The organism is Streptococcus ovuberis, from assembly GCF_012396585.1.
Taxonomy (GTDB): Bacteria; Bacillota; Bacilli; order Lactobacillales; family Streptococcaceae; genus Streptococcus; species Streptococcus ovuberis.
Window position 1 is genome coordinate 31,658 of record NZ_JAAXPR010000010.1, and the last position, 24,947, is coordinate 56,604.

The 24,947-nt window shown below is 41.9% G+C and carries 19 protein-coding genes; all 19 read left to right on the forward strand.

The features are described 5' to 3' along the window. Window positions 1-8: 8 nt before the first annotated feature. Window positions 9-452 carry a hypothetical protein gene (locus tag HF992_RS06605; protein WP_168549264.1) on the forward strand — a complete coding sequence of 148 codons (444 nt, stop codon included), beginning with the start codon at window positions 9-11 and terminating at the stop codon, window positions 450-452. A gap of 236 nt (window positions 453-688) precedes the next feature. Continuing rightward, window positions 689-2,806, forward strand: a complete 2,118-nt coding sequence (topA, locus tag HF992_RS06610; RefSeq protein WP_425505594.1) for a type I DNA topoisomerase — start codon at window positions 689-691, stop codon at window positions 2,804-2,806. A 278-nt stretch (window positions 2,807-3,084) separates the two neighbouring features. Then, window positions 3,085-3,747: a SatD family protein gene (locus HF992_RS06615; protein ID WP_168549266.1), complete on the forward strand. Its 663-nt coding sequence runs from the start codon at window positions 3,085-3,087 to the stop codon at window positions 3,745-3,747. Then, entirely contained in the window at window positions 3,747-4,502 is a 756-nt protein-coding gene (locus HF992_RS06620; RefSeq protein ID WP_168549267.1) for a DUF3307 domain-containing protein, read from the forward strand. The genes HF992_RS06615 and HF992_RS06620 overlap by 1 nt, the downstream gene beginning before the upstream one ends. Before the next feature lie 85 nt (window positions 4,503-4,587). Beyond that, window positions 4,588-5,904 carry an FAD-containing oxidoreductase gene (locus tag HF992_RS06625; RefSeq protein WP_168549268.1) on the forward strand — a complete coding sequence of 439 codons (1,317 nt, stop codon included), beginning with the start codon at window positions 4,588-4,590 and terminating at the stop codon, window positions 5,902-5,904. Between the two features lie 544 nt (window positions 5,905-6,448). After that, window positions 6,449-7,792, forward strand: coding sequence for a methylenetetrahydrofolate--tRNA-(uracil(54)-C(5))-methyltransferase (FADH(2)-oxidizing) TrmFO (gene trmFO / locus HF992_RS06630; protein WP_168549269.1), 1,344 nt, complete (start codon window positions 6,449-6,451; stop codon window positions 7,790-7,792). Window positions 7,793-7,806: 14 nt separating this feature from the next. Beyond that, complete coding sequence (locus tag HF992_RS06635) at window positions 7,807-8,088, forward strand: hypothetical protein (RefSeq protein WP_168549270.1); 282 nt, start codon at window positions 7,807-7,809, stop codon at window positions 8,086-8,088. 94 nt (window positions 8,089-8,182) lie between these two features. Beyond that, complete coding sequence (locus HF992_RS06640; protein ID WP_168549271.1) at window positions 8,183-8,362, forward strand: PspC domain-containing protein; 180 nt, start codon at window positions 8,183-8,185, stop codon at window positions 8,360-8,362. A gap of 151 nt (window positions 8,363-8,513) precedes the next feature. Further along, the gene (locus HF992_RS06645) at window positions 8,514-10,070 is read left to right on the forward strand and encodes an ABC-F family ATP-binding cassette domain-containing protein (RefSeq protein ID WP_168549272.1); all 1,557 of its coding nucleotides are present in this window, start codon (window positions 8,514-8,516) and stop codon (window positions 10,068-10,070) included. 520 nt (window positions 10,071-10,590) lie between these two features. Beyond that, the gene (locus HF992_RS06650) at window positions 10,591-11,343 is read left to right on the forward strand and encodes an ABC transporter ATP-binding protein (protein WP_168549273.1); all 753 of its coding nucleotides are present in this window, start codon (window positions 10,591-10,593) and stop codon (window positions 11,341-11,343) included. Beyond that, on the forward strand, window positions 11,344-13,329 hold the full coding sequence (locus HF992_RS06655) for an ABC transporter permease (RefSeq protein WP_168549274.1): 1,986 nt from the start codon (window positions 11,344-11,346) through the stop codon (window positions 13,327-13,329). Window positions 13,330-13,372: 43 nt separating this feature from the next. Then, window positions 13,373-14,029, forward strand: coding sequence for a response regulator transcription factor (locus HF992_RS06660; protein ID WP_168549275.1), 657 nt, complete (start codon window positions 13,373-13,375; stop codon window positions 14,027-14,029). Between the two features lie 23 nt (window positions 14,030-14,052). Further along, window positions 14,053-14,997: a sensor histidine kinase gene (locus HF992_RS06665; protein ID WP_210729438.1), complete on the forward strand. Its 945-nt coding sequence runs from the start codon at window positions 14,053-14,055 to the stop codon at window positions 14,995-14,997. After that, window positions 14,978-15,427: an NUDIX domain-containing protein gene (locus tag HF992_RS06670; RefSeq protein WP_168549277.1), complete on the forward strand. Its 450-nt coding sequence runs from the start codon at window positions 14,978-14,980 to the stop codon at window positions 15,425-15,427. Before HF992_RS06665 ends, HF992_RS06670 begins: the two co-directional genes overlap by 20 nt. Beyond that, window positions 15,427-15,927 (forward strand): NUDIX domain-containing protein, encoded by a 501-nt coding sequence (locus tag HF992_RS06675; protein ID WP_168549278.1) that lies wholly within the window; start codon window positions 15,427-15,429, stop codon window positions 15,925-15,927. Before HF992_RS06670 ends, HF992_RS06675 begins: the two co-directional genes overlap by 1 nt. 132 nt (window positions 15,928-16,059) lie before the next feature. Beyond that, window positions 16,060-17,583 (forward strand): ABC transporter permease, encoded by a 1,524-nt coding sequence (locus tag HF992_RS06680; RefSeq protein ID WP_168549279.1) that lies wholly within the window; start codon window positions 16,060-16,062, stop codon window positions 17,581-17,583. Window positions 17,584-17,596: 13 nt separating this feature from the next. Further along, window positions 17,597-18,271, forward strand: a complete 675-nt coding sequence (locus tag HF992_RS06685; RefSeq protein ID WP_168549280.1) for an ATP-binding cassette domain-containing protein — start codon at window positions 17,597-17,599, stop codon at window positions 18,269-18,271. Beyond that, a complete protein-coding gene (locus HF992_RS06690; protein ID WP_168549281.1) occupies window positions 18,264-19,823 on the forward strand; it encodes a PASTA domain-containing protein in 1,560 nt (519 codons plus the stop codon). Before HF992_RS06685 ends, HF992_RS06690 begins: the two co-directional genes overlap by 8 nt. A gap of 286 nt (window positions 19,824-20,109) precedes the next feature. Further along, on the forward strand, window positions 20,110-24,729 hold the full coding sequence (locus HF992_RS06695; RefSeq protein ID WP_168549282.1) for a S8 family serine peptidase: 4,620 nt from the start codon (window positions 20,110-20,112) through the stop codon (window positions 24,727-24,729). Window positions 24,730-24,947 lie beyond the last annotated feature (218 nt).

The window sequence follows — 24,947 nt, forward strand, 5'->3', positions numbered from 1 at the left end:
GAAATTTCATGCGTTATTTGTCTAAGATTAGTATAGTAGTTGTGGGTATTTATCTTCTGAGTGCTTGTACTTATACCAGTGTTGATAAGGAAGTAATGCAACAAGTTAAAAACGAAGTCGCTAAAGAATTATCACCTCTTGAACAGAGTATAGAAGATAAGGTTTTGTATGTACCTAATCAAGAACAATATACACTCACTGATGAATTTAGTGGAACAATCTATCTCATGGCTTCTCGTAAACAAATCGAAAAAGGAGCTGATCAAGAGCTGTTTGAATTGAATCACGAAGAAATGACTCCTATTGATATGGGAAGTGACGATGATTTTAATATCCGATATGATGACAAAACATGGTTTTCTATTCAGAAGATAGCTGTCGACAATCTGAAAGATTTTACGATGAATACTAGGAGGGCAGATTCGTACCTTCTTGTATTTAGAGATAAATAGTTGACTGCAGCGGGGGCGCTTATAAAAGTATTTGAGGAGGAGTATTCTCCTCTTTTTTCATCTCACTAATTCAAATAAGTTGCAGAGCTGCTTTTGACGGGTATTTAGAAAAGACATAGCAGAAAATTCTTGACAGGGTATCAAAAATAGTTTAATATCTATTGGAGTTTAATATGAAATGGAAGCAAGAATGAACGAGATTACTGGCCATTCTCAGTTTCCTCACAAAGGATGATATTTTGACAACTGCAACAAAAACGAAACCAACGAAGAAAAAAGCCACTAAGACTACTAAGAAAAACTTGGTCATTGTGGAATCGCCAGCCAAGGCTAAAACGATTGAAAAGTACTTGGGACGCAACTACAAGGTTGTGGCTTCTGTCGGGCATATCCGTGATTTGAAAAAGTCCTCTATGTCCATTGATTTTGCCAATAACTATGAGCCGGAGTACATCAATATTCGTGGCAAAGGTCCCTTAATCAATGACCTGAAAAAAGAAGCTAAAAAAGCACATAAAGTTTATTTAGCAAGTGACCCGGACCGCGAAGGAGAAGCTATTTCTTGGCATTTGGCACATATTCTTAATTTGGATGCTGAGGACAAAAACCGTGTCGTTTTCAACGAAATCACTAAAGATGCAGTCAAAAATGCCTTTAAGGAACCTCGGACAATTGATCAGGATTTAGTAGATGCTCAGCAGGCACGTCGTGTCCTTGACCGCATTGTGGGCTATTCCATCTCACCGATTCTCTGGAAAAAGGTGAAAAAGGGGCTTTCAGCTGGGCGTGTTCAATCGGTTGCGCTCAAATTAATTATTGACCGGGAGAATGAAATCAAGGCCTTCAAACCGGAAGAATACTGGACGATTGATGGCACTTTTAAAAAAGGCAGTAAAACTTTCCAGGCGGCCTTTTATGGTCTTGATGGTAAAAAGCTAAAGCTGGAGAACAACGACCAAGTCAAGGACGTTTTAGCCCGTATCACGGGTGATGATTTCACGGTCGATCAAGTTGAGAAGAAGGAGCGTCGCCGAAATGCGCCGTTGCCTTATACCACTTCAACCCTTCAGATGGATGCGGCTAACAAGATTAATTTTAGAACTCGTAAGACCATGATGGTTGCTCAGCAACTCTACGAAGGCATCAATCTAGGAAATGGTAGTCAAGGTCTTATCACATACATGCGTACGGATTCTACTCGTATTAGTCCAGTGGCTCAAGGTGAAGCAGCCAATTTCATCATCGAGCGTTTTGGTAGCTCTTATGCTAAACATGGAAGTCGTGTTAAAAATGCTGGTGGTGCTCAGGATGCCCACGAGGCTATCCGTCCGTCCAATGTTTTTCAGACACCAGAGAGCATTGCAAAGTATCTTGACAAGGACCAGCTCAAACTCTATACCTTGATCTGGAATCGTTTTGTAGCTAGTCAGATGACCGCTGCAATTTTCGATACCATGAAGGTCAATCTTTCTCAAAACGGTGTCACCTTTACAGCTAACGGGAGTCAGGTTAAATTTAACGGCTATCTGGCTGTCTACAATGACACAGATAAGGATAAGATGCTGCCAGAGATGGGAGTTGGAGATGTTGTCAAACGTACCAGCACTAAGCCAGAACAACACTTTACTCAGCCACCAGCACGCTACTCCGAAGCAACCTTGATTAAAGCTTTGGAAGAAAATGGTGTCGGCAGGCCATCAACCTATGCGCCGACTCTTGAGACCATTCAGCGACGCTACTATGTCAAATTAGCTTCAAAACGCTTTGAACCCACTGAACTTGGTGAAATTGTCAATCAACTGATCGTAGAATTCTTTCCAGATATTGTTAACATCACTTTTACAGCAGATATGGAAAACAAGCTAGATGCTGTGGAAGTTGGTCAGGCTCAGTGGCAGAAGGTGATTGATGATTTTTACAAACCTTTTGAGAAGGATGTGGCCAAAGCTGAAGCGGAAATGGAAAAAATCCAAATCAAAGACGAGCCTGCCGGTTTTGATTGTGATCAGTGTGGCCATCCCATGGTCATCAAGCTTGGTCGGTTTGGCAAGTTTTATGCCTGCAGCAATTTTCCTGATTGCCGCAACACCAAGCAAATCACCAAAGAGATTGGTGTGGTCTGCCCAACCTGCAATCAGGGGCAAATCATTGAACGTAAGAGCAAACGAAATCGCATCTTCTATGGTTGCAACCGTTACCCGGATTGTGAGTTTACATCATGGGATAAGCCTGTTGGCCGTAGCTGTCCTAAATCAGGCCATTTCCTAGTCGAAAAGGCCATTCGTGGGGGAGGCAAACAAGTCATTTGTTCGAATACAGATTGCGATTATAAAGAGACTCAAAGTAAGGCTTAACTCAGCATAAGTCTGCCTCTGTAAGATTAGGGGTGTCCAGAGTATTTGAACAGTTATTCGAGGCAAACTCTATCGGGTTTGTCTCTTTCTATCTCGAAGGCACAGCAGTTCTCTATTGATTGCTAAATCTATAGAGAATCAAGCAAACACTTCTGTTCAAAAGGGACTAGGCAATGCTTACTAGCCAAAGGAGGGTTTAACGGACATTTTTAAAAATTTCCATTATAATAGACATTTTCCAAAATGTCTGTTATAATGGACAGTAAAAGGAGGGGCAAATGGTTTATCTAGCCTTAATCGGTGATTTTATTGCTTCTAAGGACATTCTTGACCGTTCTCTTGTCCAACAAAAGTTGGAGACTTGTCTTCATAGCTTGAATCATCAGTATCAAGACGTCTTGGTTTCCAAATTAACCATTACTTTGGGAGATGAGTTTCAGGGATTATTTCAGTTAGATGCTCCCATTTTTAAGCTGGTTGATGAGTTGGTTCTCGCGATGAAACCATACAAAATACGGTTTGGACTTGGAGCGGGAGAAATTTTAACACCTATTGATCCAGAACAAAGTATTGGAGCAGATGGGCCGGCTTATTGGAGGGCTCGCCAGGCAATAGAGACTGTTCATAAAAAAAATGACTATGGCAATACCCAAATCGCACTAATTCTGGAAAATCCTCAGCTGTCCCAACAGGCTAACGCCTTATTAGCAGCTTCGGAGCACATAAAGAGCAGTTGGCGACCAAGTCAAGAAGAGGTTTTTGAGGCCCTGATTGAGCTGGGAATCTATCAAGAACAATTTGAACAGTATAGGGTTGCTGATTATTTGAAATTAAATGAAAGCGCCTTTACGAAACGTCTCAAAAGCAGTGGCGCTAAAATTTATTTTAGATGCCGAAATGCAGTGCAGGAACTCATTGCGCGTAGTCAGGAGGGCAATTAATGTCTGCTTTCAGTCTGTCACACTTTTTGGTGGTCAATCCTTTTATTGCTCTCTTTATTATCTGCCATGTGCTGTCCGATTTCCATTTCCAGTCCCAGAAACTGGCAGAACTTAACGAAAAGAATAAGTTCTATCTACTAGGCCATCTCTGTCAGGTGGCTTGGCCCTTAATTCTTTTGGGCCTCTATCAACCGGTGGCCTGGCCTGAAGTTATATGGATTATCTGTAGCCATGCCTTCCTTGATGGTCTTGAACCATTTGTAAAAGGCTATTTTTCGGAACGCCTGTACTTTACTATGGATCAATTTATCCATCTGGCTATTTCGGTGAGTCTGGCTCTCAGTTTATCTGAGGCTGGTGCTAAGTTAGCGATGACTTTAGGAGAATGGGCAAAACTGCCAAGTATTGTGCTCTTTTTCCTCTTAGTGACAAAACCAGCCAATCTTGTTTTTAGGATTTGTTTTGCAAAATATCAGCCAGTCAAATCTATCTTAAATGACAATCAAGTTTTTCAAAAACAGGAAGAGCAACAGACAATTACTGGAGCAGGAGCGACCATTGGAACCTTGGAACGGTTGGTGATGGGTGTTTGTATTCTCTTTGGCCAGTTCGCCTCCATCGGTCTTGTCTTCACAGCCAAATCTATCGCCCGCTACAACAAAATTTCAGAAAATCCAGCCTTTGCGGAATACTATTTGATCGGCTCTTTATTTAGCATTCTAACGGTTATGGTAGCTGCATGGATTTGTTTATGATAAAATAGTCAAATGGTAGCAAAAATCAGACACATGTCTGATTTTTTGTTAGAATGAAATGAGAATAAATATAAGGAGTTTAGAAATGGCACATTATGATTTATTGGTTATTGGTTTTGGTAAGGCGGGTAAAACCTTGGCTGGCAAACTGGCGACAGCCGGTAAGAAGGTCGCACTCATTGAACAGGATGCTAGCATGTATGGAGGTACCTGTATTAACATCGGCTGTATCCCGACCAAGACTCTGATCGTTGCTGCTGAGAACAACTGGGACTTTGCTACAGCTATGGCACAAAAGGAGACAGTCGTTACCCGCTTGCGTGGTAAGAATCAGGCTGTCTTGACGGGCACAGGAGTAGACCTCTACAATGCCCGGGCTCGTTTTGTGGCAGATAAGGTGGTTGAGGTGAGTGCTGGCGAGGATAAACAGGAGTTGACTGCTGATAACATTGTCATCAACACAGGCGCTGTTTCCAATGTCCTACCAATCCCAGGTCTTTTGGAAACAGCGGGTGTTTACGACAGTACAGGCATCCAAAATTTGTCTGAACGTCCAGCTCGTCTTGGGATCATAGGTGGGGGAAATATAGGCTTGGAATTTGCGAGTCTTTATGCCAAACTAGGTAGCCAAGTAACAGTCTTTGAGGCAGCGCCAGCTTTACTTGGTCGTGATGAGCCAGAGGTAGCCAAGTTAGCTCAGACCTACCTGGAAGAAGATGGGGTGAGCTTCCACCTAGGCTCAGCTATTTCCGCCGTGAAAAATAGCGGAGCTGATGTAGTGGTGACAGCTGATGATCAAGATCACCATTTTGATGCGGTGCTCTATGCTACTGGCCGCAAGCCTGCGACAGAAGGGTTGGGACTGGAAACCACTAGTATCCAATTGACCGACCGTGGCGCTATCCAAGTGGATGATTACTGTGAGACAAGCGTTCCTGGTGTTTATGCCGTGGGTGACGTTAATGGTGGCCTCCAATTCACGTATACTTCTCTAGACGATTTTCGTGTGGTCTTTGGGAAATTAACAGGCGCCTACGATTACAAGAGAACTGACCGTGGCCAGGTGCCGTCAACTGTTTTTATCGAGCCAGCCCTTTCCCGAGTTGGTCTGACAGAAGCTCAAGCCCTCGCAGCAGGTTACGATGTTCTCACCAACTCTTTGCTTGTTGCTAACATGCCACGTGCTCATGTCAACAACGATTTGCGCGGTCTTTACAAGGTGGTTATTGATAAACAGAGTCAGTTGATTTTGGGAGCGACCCTTTTTGGTGCTGGTTCACAGGAAATCATCAACTTGATCACTATGGCTATGGATAACAAAATTCCTTATACCTATCTTAAAAATCAAATTTTCACCCACCCAACTATGGCTGAAAACTTGAATGATGTTTTTAACATCTAAGCGCCTAGGAGCAGGAAAAAACGCTTAACGATACTATTTCTTCCTTAAAGTCTTATGTATGCTGCAACAGGCTATCCTAGATCGCTTTGCGATAGTCTTGAGATGCAAGTATGGGCAAGAGTCAGGGGATGATTGTCTGAGGAAGAAGCCAGGCAAACCATGTTTACCTCATTTGTCAGGATGTTTTTAAAACTGAAAAGTGGCGGAAATCGTTAATTCCCGCTGTGTTAAACAGGTTTTTCTACAATTGTTTTAGAGATCGGACTTGTGAACTTGTATCCCAAAAGTTGGACACAAAATCTAACGGTTTGGGGCAGTTCACTTGTTTTCCGGTCTCTTTTTAAGACTGGTTCTGTCCGTTTGTCTTCTATGGACAATAGTGCCATATCATCATTGTTTGCTACTCGGGACTAAGGGCAATGCGCATCAAAAGGGAGTCAAAGGACGTCATCTCTGACCTGACTCTAGCACCTCAAACTATTTTTATAACAGAATTTTTGGTAAAATAGACTAGACTGAAATAAGATTAGAAATGGAAATTATCATGACTGCGACATACATTAATGTGATTGGGGCTGGCCTAGCTGGCTCGGAAGCGGCATACCAGATTGCTAAAAGAGGTATCCCTGTTAAACTCTACGAAATGCGCGGGGTCAAACCAACCCCTCAGCATAAGACAGATAATTTTGCCGAGTTGGTCTGTTCAAATTCTTTTCGTGGGGATAGCTTGACCAATGCAGTCGGTCTCCTAAAGGAAGAAATGCGGCGACTTGATTCGATTATCCTGCGCAATGGCGAAGCACACCGTGTTCCAGCTGGTGGAGCTATGGCGGTAGACCGTGAAGGGTATGCGGAAGCTGTGACAGCAGAGCTTTACAACCACCCACTGATCGAGGTGATTCGTGAGGAGATGACAGAAATTCCAGAAGACGCAATAACAGTGATTGCGACTGGCCCCTTGACCAGCGATACTCTGGCTGCTAAAATCCATGCCTTCAATGGTGGGGATGGGTTCTATTTCTATGACGCAGCAGCACCGATTATTGATGTGAATACGATTGATAGAAGCAAGGTCTACCTCAAGTCTCGCTATGACAAAGGAGAAGCTGCTTACCTTAATTGTCCCATGACCAAGGAAGAATTTCTGGCTTTCCATGAAGCCTTGATAACTGCAGAAGAAGCACCACTCAATTCCTTTGAAAAAGAGAAATACTTTGAAGGATGTATGCCAATTGAGGTTATGGCTAAACGTGGTGTCAAAACCATGCTTTACGGCCCGATGAAGCCCGTTGGATTGGAATACCCTGATGACTATAAGGGGCCTCGAGACGGTGAGTTTAAGACCCCCTATGCAGTTGTCCAGCTTCGCCAGGACAATGCAGCAGGTAGTCTTTATAATATTGTAGGGTTCCAAACTCACCTCAAATGGGGCGAGCAAAAACGGGTCTTCCAGATGATTCCAGGACTTGAGAATGCAGAGTTTGTTCGTTACGGTGTCATGCATCGAAATTCCTACATGGACTCTCCAAACCTTCTTAACCAAGCCTTCCAATCAACCAAGCAACCAAATCTCTTCTTTGCTGGCCAGATGACAGGGGTAGAAGGTTACGTTGAATCAGCAGCGAGTGGTCTAGTGGCTGGCATCAATGCCGTTCGCCTTTTCAAAGGAGAAGAACCCGCCTTCTTCCCAGAGACAACTGCCATCGGCAGCTTGCCTTATTATGTGACCCATGCTGAGAGCAAGCACTTCCAGCCGATGAACGTTAACTTTGGCATTATCAAAGAGCTAGAAGGGCCACGGATTCGGGATAAAAAAGAACGCTACGAAGCCATTGCAGAACGAGCATTGGGAGATTTGACTAACTTTATAGAAAACTATTCTATTTAAGGGGGGTGTTCAAGGTGATTCCCATTGATCGCAAACGTTTCTTCCAATTGGTCGCCACAGTCTACAACCATGACCGTCATCAACTGACGCAGAACTGCCAAGAAGCTCTGTTTGAGGCAGCCAAGGCGCTCGAAAAAGGAGAAGAACCGACTCTTATCGTGGCACGCCTTGCTTACTATGTCAACATCGAATTATTAGCTTTCGGGGTAGGGACACGAGCGCCTAATTCCCTTGGGGAACTGGCCATGTTTCTCAATCATCATAAGGGGACATACGCATTTAAAGGACTTTGGTAACCTTGCAAAAGTGTAAGCTTTGCAGTCTAGTTTTGACTTGCTTTTGAATATCGTTGTGTTTTAATAATGATACAAAAAGAAAAGGAGAATTGACATGAACAAAAAATTAGTTGTTTCGCGTACCGATAGGAGATTTTTAGGGGTTTGTGGTGGGCTAGCAGAGTATTTCGGAATGAAATCAGAAAATGTTCGTCTTGGTTTTATCATCGGTGCTTTTTTTGGAGGAACGGCAATTGGTATTTATATCGTTCTTGCCATTATCATGGCGGAGTGATTCTTATAAGAAAAACCTTTCCCAGTGGAAGGTTTTTCTTAATTTAGGGAAACATTTTTGAAAATTTGTCCAGACAAAACTAGTAAAATAGGGTAAAATAGTAGAGGTTGCTAGATTGACTAGCCAGATTATCAGAAGGATTGTAGAGATTATGAGTATTTTAACAGTTGAACATTTAACCCACGGTTTTGGAGAGCGTGCGATTTTTGATGATGTATCTTTCCGTCTCTTAAAAGGGGAGCATATTGGCCTTATTGGTGCCAATGGCGAAGGAAAGTCTACCTTTATGAACATCATCACAGGTAAACTCCAACCAGACGAAGGCAAGGTCGAGTGGAGCAAGCGTGTACGTGTTGGCTACTTAGACCAACATACCGTTTTGGAACCAGGGATGACCATCCGTGATGTCTTGCGTAGCGCGTTTGCCTATCTTTACGAATATGAAGCACGCCTCGGAGAAGTCTATATGGAAATGGCAGAGGCTGATGATGCTCAAATGGCTGAGTTGATGGAAGAGACCGGCGAATTACAGGATCTTTTGGAAACAAACGATTTTTACATCGTTGATAGCAAGGTTGAGGAAGTTGCACGCGCCTTAGGAATTATGGCTTTTGGCCTTGATTCAGATGTCACAGAACTATCCGGAGGACAGCGGACTAAGATTTTGCTGGCTAAGCTCTTGTTGGAAAAGCCTGATATCTTGCTTCTCGATGAGCCAACGAACTACCTGGATGCTGAACATATTGAATGGCTCCGCCGTTACCTCAATGACTATGAAAATGCCTTTATTTTGATTTCCCACGATATTCCTTTCCTCAATAGTGTGATTAACCTGATTTACCATATGGATAACCAGCAACTCAACCGCTATGTTGGAGACTATGACAAGTTCCAGGAAGTCTATGCGATGAAAAAGGCTCAGATAGAGGCGGCTTACAATCGCCAACAAAAGGAGATTGCAGATCTCAAAGATTTCGTTGCTAGAAATAAAGCACGGGTTGCTACTCGTAACATGGCCATGTCTCGCCAAAAGAAACTAGACAAGATGGAAATGATTGAATTGGTGCAAGAACGTCCGAAGCCAGAATTTCATTTCTTACCAGCGAGGACACCAGGGCGCTACATTTTCAAAACGGATAATCTGGTGATTGGGTATGATCAGGCGCTAACTCAGCCCATGAGCCTAGAAATGCAGCGCGGGCAAAAAATTGCTATTACAGGATCAAATGGTATCGGGAAAACGACTCTGCTCAAGAGTTTGTTGGGACTAATAAAGCCTCTAGAGGGTCAGGTTGAACGCGGAGAGTTTCTCGAAATTGGTTACTTTGAGCAGGAGATGTCTGGTGATATTGATAAGTCTTGCCTCAATGAGATCTGGGACACTTTCCCCTACATGAATCAGGCTGAAGTCCGCGCAGCTCTTGCCAAGTGTGGTCTGACCACAAAGCATATCGAAAGCAATGTCCGCGTGTTAAGTGGAGGTGAGCAGGCCAAGGTTCGCCTCTGTAAACTCCAAAACAAGGAAAGTAACGTTCTTATTTTGGATGAGCCAACCAATCACTTGGATGTGGATGCCAAGGATGAACTCAAACGCGCCTTAAAAGCCTATAAGGGAAGTATTCTCATGGTTTGCCACGAGCCAGAATTTTACGAGGGACTCGTTAGTGAGGTTTGGGATTTCTCAGGCTATTCTGTGAAAAGAGGTTAAGCGAGACAGAATTTATAAACAAGAAAAAACACAAGGAAGCAGTAGGCTTGTCATGTATCAAGTCAACCGTTCCTTGTGTTTTAGTATTGGATGGTCTTATTTCTTGCTAAACCATTTGTGACCCAGATAAGTCCCAATCAGAAGACCAATGGAAATCCACCAGCGATTTTCTAAGTGAAAAAGATGCTTTATCATGGCCATAAGGAGAAAATAGGTTATGGCGGTAATTAGAAATTTTCGATTATCATTCATCTTCGCTTCAATTCCCTTCCTAGTATATTGTAAAACAATGTCTTCTTTCATAAGAATAACATAAAATACCCAAAATGGCAATCGGTTACAAAGCTAAAGTTTCCTTCACCCATCAATCTATCTAACATGTTTCCTAAATACTTTATTCTTACAATTTTGTAAGTCAACAGACAGAAGCTGTAAGTGCAATAGTCACCGAAATCCCTTACAATAGAACTATAAATTTGCTACAATAAGTAAAAGAAGGACTAGCTAAGGAGGAAGTGACATGTTTTTACAAGCCAAACACCTGAAACGGGTTTTCAAGACACGATTTTCTAAGACGGAGGTTCAGGCCTTACAGGATGTTCATTTTCAGGTCGAAAAAGGCGAATTTGTCGCCATCATGGGAGAGTCTGGATCAGGGAAGACGACCCTGCTCAACATTTTAGCCACCTTGGATCGGCCGAGTTCAGGGACGGTCATTCTCGATGGTCAGAGCATTAGCCATATCAAGGAAGGCGAGTTAGCTGATTTTCGCCTTAACAACCTAGGCTTCGTCTTTCAGGATTTCAACTTGCTGGATAATCTGACTATCCGAGATAATATTTTCTTGCCTCTAGTCTTGAGTAATCAGCCTCCCCAAGAAATGGAAGCGCGCCTGCCAGACTTAGCTCGTAAACTAGGGATTGAAGCTTTATTAGATCAGCGTCCTTTTGAGCTTTCTGGTGGTCAGCAACAGCGCGTAGCCATTGCCAGAGCTCTGATTACCAATCCGCAACTGATTCTAGCTGATGAGCCGACAGCCGCCTTGGACTATCGCAATTCAGAAGACTTAATGCGGATCTTTGAGGCCATCAATACTGGAGGGCAGACTATTCTCATGGTGACGCATTCTAGTATGGCAGCTAGTCACGCTGGGCGTGTTCTCTTTATTAAAGATGGCAGGATTTTCCATCAACTCTACCGTGGTAGCCAGACGCAGACGGAATTTTACAAGACCATTTCACTCGCTATGACCAGTCTTTTAGGAGGTGAGTAAATGTTCTTCCTAAAACTTGCCTTGGGGAATTTGAAAAAATCCTACCAAACTTATGCTCCGTTTATTTTATCCAGTGTTACGCTCTTTGTTTTGCTAAACACCATTAACTTGATTTGGTTATCGCCAGAAGTTCAGGCGAGACGGACCACACCGGTTTTATTGCAGTTTGCCTTTTGGGTCATTGCGATATTTTCTGCTATCATTGTGACCTATAGTCATCGGTTTTTGATTAAACAGCGCTTCAAGGAATTCGGCCTTTACAATGTTCTTGGTATGAACCGTAAGCGGATCGCAACGATTGCCAGTATTGAGCTAGCTCTGGTTGGCTTTGGCGTTATTCTTTCTGGTATAGTACTGGCTACTGTCTTGGCCAAGTTTCTTTATCTGATTCTAGTCAATCTCCTACAAATGGAGGGTTTTGATCTAGTCATTCAACCGAGCGGCTACCATCTGTCTATCCTTTTATTTGTAACGCTCTTTAGCGGATTGATCGCCCTGACAGGATGGCAGATTGGCCAACTGTCGTCTCTTGATATGCTCTCTACTAGCCGTAAAGGGGAAAAAGAGCCTAAGGGCAATGTCATTTTAGGATTACTTGGGATAATCCTCATTGTGACAGCTTATGTCTTTGCAGTCAAAGAACCCGTTAATTTCAATGAAGCCTATCTAAAGCTAATTTTTTTAGCCGTTTTAGCGGTTATCTTTGGCACTTATCTCTTCTTTGTCAGCTTCACCACTTGGTTTTTGAAAAAGCAAAAGCAAAACAAGGCTTATTTTTACAAGCGCCAGCATTTTATCCCTGTCTCGCAGATGCTTTACCGAATGAAGCAAAACGCTTTTGGTTTAGGCAATATCACTATCTTGGCCACTATGGTTATGGTGACCCTCATCGCAACCAGCACCATCTACTTCATGGTGTCTGCTAGTGTTGATCAGCAGTACCCTAAGGACAAAAATACGGTCATTCGGCAGATTTTTATCACTGATAAGGAAAAAGCTGCTCAAGGGATAGAGGCTCTTTTAACAAAATTAGAGCCCCAACCTGATAGCTGGTCTAGTATCCTGCATTATGACGAGTATCCGTCGCTTACAAATACGGAAGTGCTAGATTTGGCAACTGCTGAGGATTATAGGGCCGTTAATCGAGTGCAGTTAATAATCATTACAGCAGAAGAATACAAGCGACTTGAAGGGATTGAATTGGATTTAGACGAGCATACAGTAGGCTACTATCATCAAACCTTTTCTAAAGATTTGAAAACTAAAACCATCGCTATCGGCACAGAAACCGTTTATGCAGTCAAGCCCATTACGGCAGCGACCTCGATTCGTCAAAACCTCTATATGGAGCCAAGGCCTTATGCTCTGATAGTGGTTAAGGATATGGAGAGGCTTGCCGAATTTGCAATGCATTATGCCATCAGTAAGGGCTATGCTCCTGCTTCCAATGCTGAGCAAAATTTTCCCCTCTCTTATAGCACAACTGTCCAGCTCACCTCTGATCAGTACCAGCAGTTGCAAAACCTAACGTACCAAGATAAAGACTACTCTTATATTCTGAACAATAGAGAAGAAAGTATTCAAGATAACCTCTCCTTTACTGGAACCTTTATCTTCATTGGGTTTATCATTGGCATGTCCTTCCTGCTGGGTGCCTGTCTCATCATGTACTTCAAGCAAATCTCTGAGGGCTACGAAGATAAAAAAGCCTATAAGGTCTTGCAGGAGATTGGAATGAGCCCTAAAATGGTCAAAAAGACCATCAGTAGCCAGGTCTGGATCATCTTCTTCCTTCCGTTAATCGTCAGTGTTTCTCATGTATCCTTTGCCCTCTTTCTGATTGGCCGCATTATCAGGGAAATGGGTATTTTGGACAATCAGATTTTATTGCAAATGACAGGCATCACGATGGCTAGCTTTATTTTCCTTTATTTCATCATTTACCGGTTAACCAGTCGTGCCTATTACAAAATCATTGAAAGGTAGGCAAAAAGTGGCAGAGGATGCCACTTTTTTGTAAAATAAGAGTATGAAAACGATTTTTGTAGTAGAAGATGATCCTGTTATCGTCCAATCATTAAAAGACCATTTTAAATCTAGTTATCAAGTCATTAGTGTACTTAATTTTCGCTCTGTCAAACAAGAAGTTGAAGAAGCAGCTCCTGATTTGATTTTGATGGATATTACCTTACCCTACTTTAATGGGTTTTACTGGACGACTGAAATTCGCCAATTTACCAAAGTTCCTGTCATATTTATCTCCAGTGCTAATGAGGAGATGAACGCTATCATGGCCCTTAATATGGGGGCGGATGACTTCATCGCTAAACCTTTTTCCTTGTCGGTATTAGAGGCTAAGATTGCGGCTTTTTTACGCCGTAGCCAAGATTATAGTGAAACAGAGTTGGTTTTTGGCGACTATCGGCTCAGCCTTGATGGGGAATTTTCTGGATTAGCTGGAAGCGTCCAGCTTTCTCCGACCGAAAATAAGATTCTTCACATTCTTCTTAGCCAGAAAGGACAATTGGTTTCTAAGGAAAAATTGCTAGATAAGCTTTGGGAAAACGATGATTTTATTGATCAAAACACACTTAATGTCAACATGACTCGATTGCGTAAAAAGTTGCGTCAAGTGGCATTTGAAGAGATTCACACCATTAGAGGGGTAGGTTTTTTGATTCCGTGATTGGTAAGTTTCTAAAGGAATATATGGCTTGGTTACTGCTCTATGTCGCCTTAGCCTGTCTTTTTCTCACCACTTTTTGGCTCTATCGCCTTCCTATGGCTTATTTTGCCAATGCCCTAATCTTCGCTTTGACACTTTTCGTTTTTTTCGCGTTAGGTGCCCTGATGCGTTTTAGGAAAGAATGGTACTCTTTAAGACATCCCAACCCCAACAATGAAAGACCATCTTCGTTTAGTCCCTTGGTCACAGCTGCTCAAGAAGCCCTTCAACTAGAGCGACAAAAGAACCAGGAACAAACAGAAACGCTCTTACAAGAACTTAATCAGCTTAAATCCTTGATTAAGATGTGGGGGCATCAGATAAAGGTTCCTCTGGCCAGCTTGGATCTCTTGGTTCAAACAGAGAAATTGAACCCTCAGCAAGTAGCCAGTCAGGTCCAAACTATTGACCATTATCTGACCATCTTACTAACTTACCTCAAGTTTCAAGACAAGACCGATGATTTTCGCTTTGAACGTTTGCACGTGAGACCAATAGTGAGCCAAATCATCAAAGATTATCGGGTCCAATGTCTAACCAAGGACTTATCTGTGCACATAGAAGGAGACTGTATCCTCAATTCAGACGCCAAATGGCTTTCCTTTGCCCTCAGTCAATTCATTGATAATGCGATCAAATACAGCAAACGCGGAGGTAAGATTACAATCTCACTTTATGAGAAAGGGATTCGGATTAAGGACCATGGAATCGGGATTCTCGCAGAAGATTTGCCCAGACTCTTTGACGAAGGGTTCACCGGTTTTAATGGGCATAAATACCACAAGTCAACAGGTCTAGGACTTTTTATGGCTAAAAAGGTTCTAGATGATTTAGAACTGGCTATCACTGTCGAAAGTGAGGTCGAACAGGGGACCACCGTTACCCTGTCGCCAAAGAGAGGAATTCAAGATGAGAAAAGACCATTTTAAACTCTATGCTGCCATCTTTCCGATGATTTTCAACTCGGAGGGACAAATTCTCCTTCATAAGAGACAAAATACTGGCTACATGGATGGGTATTGGGATCTAGCTGGTACTGGACATCTTGACGCTGGGGAGACAGCAAGGGAAGCCGTCATTCGCGAATGCCTTGAGGAGTTAGGCATAGACATAACCCCAGAGGCGCTTCAACTTGTTCATACAGTCCACAGAGTCGGGCAAGAGGATGCTTTTCCTTATCTCTATCTTTATTTTATGGTTAAACAATTCACAGGGCAGCCAAGAATCATGGAAGCTCGCAAAAATGCCGAACTAGCTTGGTTTTTTCCTGACAAGTTGCCTACAAATATGATCTCTGATCGGAAAATTGCTGTTCAAAAAGCCTTATCTGGACAAATCTATGATGAATGGAGAACCTAATGGAAATCTGGGATATTTATGATCAACAGAACCGTAAAACAGGACAATTAATAGAACGAAGTCGGGTCAATGCGTTAAAACCCGGCCAATACCATGGTTGTGTCAATGCCTTGCTCTATGACCAAACTGGGCAGGTTTTAGTCCAACAGCGTTCCTTTTGCAAAGAAACTAATCCTGGAGTTTGGGACATTTTCACAGGTGGATCCATGCTGGCTGGTGAAACTCCTGAACAGGCGATTTCAAGAGAAGTAGCTGAAGAGCTATCTCTTTTTCGACTCGACTTTACCTATCTAGGTTATGAGGCTAGACCAGATATCAAGTGCATCATGCATTACTACAAAGCTTTGATTCCAGATATGGCTAAAGAAACCATCTCAATCCAAAGGATTGAAGTGGAGAGGATCGACTGGTTATCACTGGATAAAGCTTGTGAGCTTCTTACTGACAGCCCTTATGATCAGAAATGGGTAAATAAGTGTTTCTTTGACGACATAAAATAAATTATGTCAGATTATTCGTTTTATTTGCCCCTGATTCATAAAAATGAGACGAGCCCTTGATATTCAACCGAAAAAGGTGTAAAATTATTGTAACCGGTTTCCATTTCCCTATCTTAATAAGGAGGACAAATCATGAACTTTTTAAAACGTGCCTGGCTCAGTGTTAGTAGGCGAAAAACCAAGTCGCTCTTACTCTTTGCTATTGTGTTTATCATCGCTAATGTGATTGCTGGTGCCATTTCCATTCAGCAAGCTAGTAAAAGGGTTGAGGAGAAAATCAAGTACAGTATGGGAGCTGTTGCGACGATTGAAGTTGATGGAGAGGCCTTGCAAAAGGAGTATACGAAAGACAGTAACTTTAGCTTTGATTCTCGCATAACACCTGACATTATTCAGCAGATTGCCCAGTCTTCATACGTCAAATACTATGATTACAGCGCTTCAGCCAGTCTTGGCTCAGAAGAAGTCCAGTACTTTGTTCCAGATTTTATCAAGGAGCAGGAGGAAAGTGGCAGTGCGGGCGGATTTAATTCTCCCGAGCAGAAATATTACGCCTTTACGGTTCACGGTGTCCAATACCCTAATATTCTTGATATTGAGGAAAAGAAAATTAGCCTTGTAGACGGGCGTGTCCTGACCCAGGAAGAAGTAGACAGTGGCAAGCATGTTGGTCTGATTTCCAAGAAAGTTGCTGAACTGAACAACATTAAAGTGGGTGATACCGTTAATTTTGGCAATTTTGAGGTTAACTATGGCACCAGTGGGGAAAGTTCCCAGTCAAGCGCTACTCTATTAGGAGAATTCCCTATCGAAATTGTGGGGATCTTCGACAGCAAGTCCTCTGAAGCAGCAGCTAAGGAAAATACTGGAAACGCTCAACAGAATCCTGATCAATTTAGTCAAGCTATGTCTGAGCAAATGCAGGCTAACACTATCTATGCACCGAATCAGATAGCTGTTGATATTATGCAAGTTTTCTTTGAAAAATCCTCTATCATCGCAGAACAAGGTGAAGAAATAGACACTTCACCCTATTACAGCCCGGTATATGTGTTGAAAAAACCAGAAGATGTATCTAAATTTAAAGAAGAGAACATGCCACTGGTGCCCAAATACTATACCATCATGGCTTCGTCTGACCAGTATGATACAATTGCCGCTCCTGTTCAGGCCATGTCTAAAATGGCAGGATACGTTCTCTGGGTGGCCATTTTAGCAGCGATTTTGATCATCACATTAGTCGTTTTGCTCTTCCTGCGTGATCGTAAGCATGAATTAGGCATTTACCTATCCTTTGGAGAACAAAAGGGCAAAGTATTTGGTCAAATCCTAGTTGAAGTTCTCCTGATTTCATTTGTAGCTGTTAGTTTAGCTGTATTGACCGGAAATCTTTTAGCCAATAGCCTATCTGGCAGTCTGATTCAACAGCAGTTAGAGAACCAAGCAATGAACGATGGTGGGATGACTTATTACATGTTTGGACCACTCGCACAAACCAATTACACAACTGAGGATGTCATCGCCGCCTATAAGGTAACGCTAACGCCACTTTATATTGTCTTGATGTATGCTGTCGGTCTAGGGACGACTCTCTTGGCAACCCTGGCTCCTCTGGCCTATATTCTCAGACTCAATCCAAAGAAAATCATGATGTAAGGAGGACCTGCTTGTGGCTCTATTAGAAGCGAAACAACTGAGTTATTATTACCAAGACGGTGAACAACGTCGGACTATTTTAAAGGATACCTCTGTCACTTTTGAAAAAGGCGTCTTCTACACCATTTTGGGGCAATCGGGTTCTGGTAAAACAACCTTTCTTTCCTTACTGAGCGCTCTCGATGAACCCAAAGAAGGAAAAGTGCTCTATGACGGCAAAGATATCAAGGAAATTGGCTACCAATCCTTTAGAAGGGATAAAATCGGAATTATCTTCCAGCAATATAATCTCATTCCCTATATGACAGCTGTTGAGAATGTCCTGGTGCCGATGGCTATCACAGCTAATTCCCTACCAGCGGACAAGGAAAATGTGGCTTATAATCTTTTGGGCTATATTGGCCTTGATAAGACTAAGGCTAATCGCTTGGTTAATCAGCTATCAGGGGGAGAACAGCAGCGGGTCGCTATTGCACGCGCTTTAGCGACCAATGTCGACATTATCCTAGCCGACGAACCGACGGGGAACTTGGACGAAGAAATGGAAGCTGAAATTGTCAACATTTTCAAAAAACTAGCTCACGAGCATCAAAAGTGCGTCATCGTCGTGACCCATGCCAAGGAAATCGCGGATCAAAGCGATCAAATTCTTTATTTACATAAAGGAAAACTAAGTAGGCATGAGTGATTTTCTATCCAAATTTTCTGGTCAGAATTACGATGAGCTGCTAGAAAATGATCAAAAAGAACACTCAAATGAAGAAGCTAAGCCTGTCGTTCCAAAGGCATTTCCAGTAGAGGGGGCAAAAGCGAAACCAGAAACCAAATCAGCAGAACCAACTCATCCAACAACAGGTGCACTCAATAGCCTTATGAGTGGAGCAGATCAACCTGTATCGGATGCTCCGTCAAAAATCAGTCCCTCTCGACCACCACGTCCGACGCGCGCCACAAAGCGATATGAAGTCAGTGATGACTATGAACTTGACCCAACTTATCACAAGCGTCAGAAAAGAAAGTACCTGATTTGGAGCGGTTTGGGCTTGCTGGGCCTCTTAGCCTGCGTCTTTCTTTATTTTAAAATGACTCGTGTGACTATGCCTGACTTTACTGGTAAACCTGTAACAGATGCTAGGGCTTGGGGTGTCAAGCATAACGTTGACTTTTCTTTAGAACAGAAATTTAGTCTGGAACAAGATGTCAATCAGGTTATTTCCCAAGCTGTTAAACCTGGAAAATCTGTCAAAAAAGGTGGAACAATCAACCTGGTGGTGTCACTCGGAGCGGATCCTGATGAGATTCTTTCCTTACCGGACTTCGCCAAGATGACCACTTCTCAAGCTGAAAAATGGATTTCAGAGCATAAAGCTGAAAACTTAATTCTTAAGCGAGAATTTGATGAAACGGTTGATGCTGATCACTTTATCCGCTTAGACATCACCTCATCAGGCGTGACTCGCCAAGACTACAAACGTGGAAACAAAGCAACTCTATACTATTCTCGCGGTCAAGAAAAGCTCGAAAAAAATATCGAAATTCCAGACTTTGCAGGTAAGACCAAGACAGATGTTGAAGCTTGGGCCAAGAAAAATGAGCTTAAAGTCACCTATACAGATCAGGCTAATGAGACAGCAACTATCGGAAATGTTCTGTCCCAGTCTCTAAAGCCGGGAGATAAGATTTCTAAAAAGGATGCCTTTGAGGTCTTTGTTTCGGCAGGCAAGGGGGTTGCTGTCCCAGATTTTGCGACATTATCGCCAGATGTTGCTGGCAATGCACCTGGTCTGACTGTTACGGTCAAATACCAGTTCAATCCCAATCTCCGTTACGGTACTCTTATTTCTCAGAGCATTGAAGCGGGCAAGCAATTGACAGAAAAAGAAAGTAAAAATGTCGTGGTTATTTATTCTCAAGGGACCCCATATCTCAAAGATTTACGTGGAAAAAATGCCAGCGAACTAGCCAAATATTTCTTCGACGAATTTCAATCACGTTCTGCAGAAGTGACTTATGAGACTTATTGGGTTGATTCTGCCCAGCCACGTGGCACAGTGGTTGAACAAAGTGAGTATGAAACTCCTATTCCAATGGCTTATCATGTCTATCTTGGCGTGAGTAATGGTGCCTGGTCAAATCATATACCAACTACCGGTCAGCAACAAGACCCTATTACAGAAGGACCAGTACCAGCTACAACTGTTTCTGAAGGAGCAGTAGCAGTGGACCAACCTCAACCATAACCTTTTGACAAAAAGCTTTGCCCAAGGTGGTAAGGCTTTTTTAACGTCACTAATCTGAAGCAATCTACAGAAATTTCACATCCATTTTGTTTGTTTAATTTTTTTATTAACCTAGGTTAATTTTTTCTTGAAATTTTAGCGAGTTCGCGATATGATAGTTAAAGAGTAGATAGATTAGCTTCTTTAGCTATATACTTTTAGTGATTAACTAGTGAGGAGGAGAAAGAAACCGTAAAACAATCAGAAAAAATGTTATTAATAACGATTAAAATCAATAGGAGGAATTATGGATAAACATATCCCAAAAACGAGAAAACAAACAGTACTATTAACAACTTCCGCAATGGTCTTATTAACCACTGCCCTAACAGACCATCGGGTTCAGGCTGACACTTTAAATGAAGAAGCTGAAATCGTTGCTAGCTACAATAGCCGTCCAGAAGATGTATCTGAAGTCAGCACAGAGAAACTGTCTGTGCTTAAAGAACTTTCTTCAACAAGAGAGGATTCTGTTAATGATTCGATTTCTAAAACGGACCAAGCTTTATTCTCAGTTGAAAGGAGCCATGAACAAGGAAAATTGTCACCATCAGACGAAAACACATTGAGGGATGAGCTATCTTTTGAACACTCTAATGAAATGCATCCTAACACCCAGGGTACTAAGGAGCTGAAGCATTTGAGTGATCAAGCTCAAACGATTCGTCAACAACAAGCAACACAAGGTGCTCTTCCCTTAGATGGGCGTGGTGTTGTGATTGCAACAATTGATACCGGGATTGATAAAAATCATGAAATCATGCGAATAGACGATGATGTCACTGATCAAGACTTAAAGATAAAAGAAGTAGCACCTGGGTTTAACCGTAAGGTCCCCTTTGCCTTTGACTTTATGGGCGGAGACAATGACTTATTAGATAATTCATCTGAGCATGGGATGCACATTGCGGGCATACTTGCTGGGAACAAACTGGATGGTTTTAAAGGAATGGCACCTAACGCTCAACTTTTAGCGTACAGAACTTGGAGTTACTCTAATGTTGAAGGTTTTCAAGAAGATCATCAATTTTTTGCTTTAGAAGATGCTATTAAAAGAGGAGCTGACATTGTTAGTCTAAGTATCGGTAGCGATGGTACCGGCCAAAAAGATGATGTTTGGTATGAAGCCTTTAAAAGAGCTGCGGAAAAAGGAATTATTATCACAGCATCAATGGGAAATGCAGGATCATCTAATACAAGCAATACCTTTGATAGACGTGTTGATTCTGCCTATCCACAAAAAGATGATTCTGCTATTGTTGCCGTAGCAGCAAACCCTCATGTCATTGGTGTCGGCTCATATTATCACACCCATATGCATCTCCCTCATTTAAAGATCGGTGATTTAGATCTCCCCTATGAAGATATTAACTGGCATAACTATAGCTTATTCGACAAAAAGAAAAGCAACGAATTTAAAATTCAAGAAGAATTATATGATTTAGAAGCATCTCCAAACCTCCCAGACCTAGCCGATAAAATTGTTATCGTTCGGAGGGATCAGGAGAATTTATTCACCAAGCTAACCGATTTGATGCGCAAAAATGTTAAAGGCATTATTCTAATTAATGCAGCTAGCCCAACCACTCTGGGGAACTATCAGACTGTTCCCGAAATCAGGAGTACTCTTCTAGATGACTATAAGGGACAATTTCAAAAAACATGGGCAGTGAGTATCTCTGAAAAAGATGGAGCCCTTTTGAAGGATTACCTAAAAAAACAGGAACAGCCCAAAAAAGAAGAACTAATTTTCCAGACTCAGCCAATTCTTACAAAAGTATTCGATCATCCAGGTATTTCCGGTTTTAGCTCATGGGGAGTGGCAGGGACACTAGAGATGAAACCAGACGTGGTTGCTCCTGGCGAAAATATTTACTCGACCGGTAACGGAAACAGTTACTTTAATCTTAGTGGCACATCCATGGCTTCTCCTTATGTCGCCGGAGCCAGCGCTATGCTACTTCCTCATACCAAAACCTTGCTAAAAACTGGTGGCCAATTGATCGAAGGTCTATCATTACCAGAATTAAATAAAATTTTATTCCAGAACACAACAGATGTCCTTCAAGATTATACTGTCCCAGAAGGAAAGGACATCTTGGAATACTCACCAAGACGGCAAGGTGCGGGAGCTGTCAATGTGGAAAAAGCTCTTAAAACTAATGTTTTAGTTACGTTTGACAATAATAAAGGCGCTGTTTCTCTAAAAGACTTTGAAACAACTAAAAAAGACTTCTCATTAGTCATGAAAAATTTGTCTAATGAGACACAGACCTTCCTTATCAAACCAGGTCATGTTTTAGGAAGTGTTCTTTATCCTCATAGTCGTCAAATGTATGGTCAAACGCAAGCAATAGAAACAATTCATTCACGTAGGATTGAGGGGGCCAATCTCAAAACGGCTAGAATGATTACAATCGCTCCAAATAGTCAGGTGACACTACCAATGACGCTAGAAGTTGGCAAAGCAGAAAAAAATGAGTTTGTTGAGGGATATATCTATTTCCAATCCCTAAATTCAGGACAACCTGACCTCAATATTCCTTATACAGGATTTTTTGGCAATTGGAATGATGAAAAAATTATTGATCCTCCAGCTTGGGAAAAAGATAGTAAAACTAAGATGACTGGTTTTGTCAAAGGCTATCCGACAGGTCGCCATGAGGTTTTTGACTATGTACCTTTAGGAACTGATTATGAGCAATGGAAAAAAGATCCCTCTCAAATCACCTCCGATTCTAAGCTTTATGTCCTGCAATCGCGAGGTGGTATCAGCGATCAAGCTAAAATGCGCCTGAGATTGATGGCTATGCGTCATGCACAAGAGACTGTTGTTGAGATTGTCGATTCTAATGACGAGTCCTCAGCCAAGATTTTGAAGGTTTTAAAAAGGAGTCACTACCCGCTAAAATTTTTAAACAGCGCTCATAAAGAAAAGCTTCAACATTACTTAGAACCTTATAATGAGCCTGATCCTGATTTAGAATGGACAGGGACGGTCTTTGATCCCAAAACAAACGATGAGATCCCTCTAGAAGAAGGACAATACTATATTCGTGTCAGAGCGCGCTTAGAAGAAGGTCGACCTTGGCAGTATACTTACATTCCGTTTAAGATTGACAATACCTCGCCAGCTGTTGCTGTTAAAGATGACGTAAAAGATAAAGTGATTTTGAAAATCACAGACCCAAATCTTCAGCGAGTGACCTTAGAAAAAGACGGAGATACTATTAAGGTGATTGAACCTTCTTCAGATGGTTATTATCATATTGATAAAAGTGATATTAATGACAATGTCGAATTAACCGCTGTGGATTATGGTGACAATAAAACAACCTTTGACTTGACAAAGTTGGAAGTATCTTACAGCACAGCAGCAGAAGACATTAAAGAAGATTTTAGCAAATCTTCTAGACCAAGGAAATGGCGTAGACGTCGGTATGGTCTGGCTACACTAGATAAAAAGGAGGATAGCGATTTAGAAGATAAAATTGACTTTGAAGAAGAGGACGAAGTTGAAGAGGAAGTAGAGCAAGAAGACCCAAACGAATTCGAGAGTGGTTCTGATTTTCATGACGACGATAATACACTCGGTTATTTAGAAGGAAATCGTAGTGGTAAAATTTGGCATGAAGAAGAAGGACAATATTATCGGATTTACAGACTTCATATCAAAAAAGGTCAGCGCGTTAATGTCACCAATACCAATCCATTGAATAACGCTACTAAAGGTATCGGATTTACTGACCCAACTTGGTCTAAGACTTACGAATATGATCCGAAGCAACAGCGCTACCTTAGAGAAGTTAAGGTTCCAGTGTTTGATGGGTCAAATCAAATAAATGTGACCGTTTATAACGGGGATAAAAGAATTTTTTCTCGTGGTTATGCTGTGAAGCTGGATAGCCAGATCCCTAAACTCACTTTTAATACTCAAAACATTACTCTTCCAGATGATGACGACCGCGATGGTACCATTTTGACACCAGATGGTAAGGTCAAGTTATCTGGAACAATAGAGGATGGACAAGAAGGATGGAAACTGTATATCAATGGTGATATGGTAGACAGTGTACTCAAACCTGGAGAATTTGGAGACTTTTATCACCATAATAAGCGTCAATGGGTCTACGAAAAGCAACTTACAGATGGAGATTATGTGAACATTAAAGTCTCTGATCACCTCAAAAATACTAAAACTTATAACTTTAAGGTTAAAATTGATCCATCTGTTAAACAGGAAGACCAAGACCTGACACAATCACATCCTGACAAGCCAAAAACTAAAGCGACTACCTTAGTGACCAGCACCTTAGATGTCCGCTCGCTCTTTGAAAACTTTAACGGAGAAGGCATTACAAGTGAAACAGCACTCATGAAAGAGTTGACTCGTCTCATTCCAAATTACAGCATTCAGCTCGTGGACTTCGTATTAGGGAATCAACCAGATGGTATGCATTTTGCACGATTGCAGGTTCAAAAAGGGAATCGTTATCAGCAATTGGACTTGACATGGTCTTCAAGCAAGATTAAGCAAGATAGAATCCCCAAAGAAGCTGACCAAAAGATGACGCCAAAAAGAGAAATAACTATACCAACGGAAACCACACACCCTAAAACGGATGCTCTCGTAGAACAAACGTTGGAGGTAGAGAGCAAGTCTGCTTTAAATGTCCTTAAACCGTTACCGGTGCCTAAAAAATCAAATTCTCTTCTTATAAACGAAGAGAATTGCACCAAAACTGAAGCTAAAGAAGAAGTTAAGTCTCTTCCTAAAACAGGTGATCGTAATCATTTAATTTCTTTAGTTTTAGGCATTTTTACAGCTAGCTTAACCTTCTTTCTCCCAAAGAGAAAGAAAGAATAAAGTGGTACTAGCTCGGAAAATTTGGTCTTATTAAAAAATAGAGAAGTAGGCAATTCATAAAAGGCCTACTTCTCTATTTTCGTGCAAAGGAAAAACAAGGCAATCTGATTTAACTTATAGCAAAAATAATTTCTATTTTTGCTATAATAGATTTATCAAAAGTAGAGAAAGGAGTGGTAACCAATCTATAGTTAAGAGGCACCAGACCCTAAAGTCTC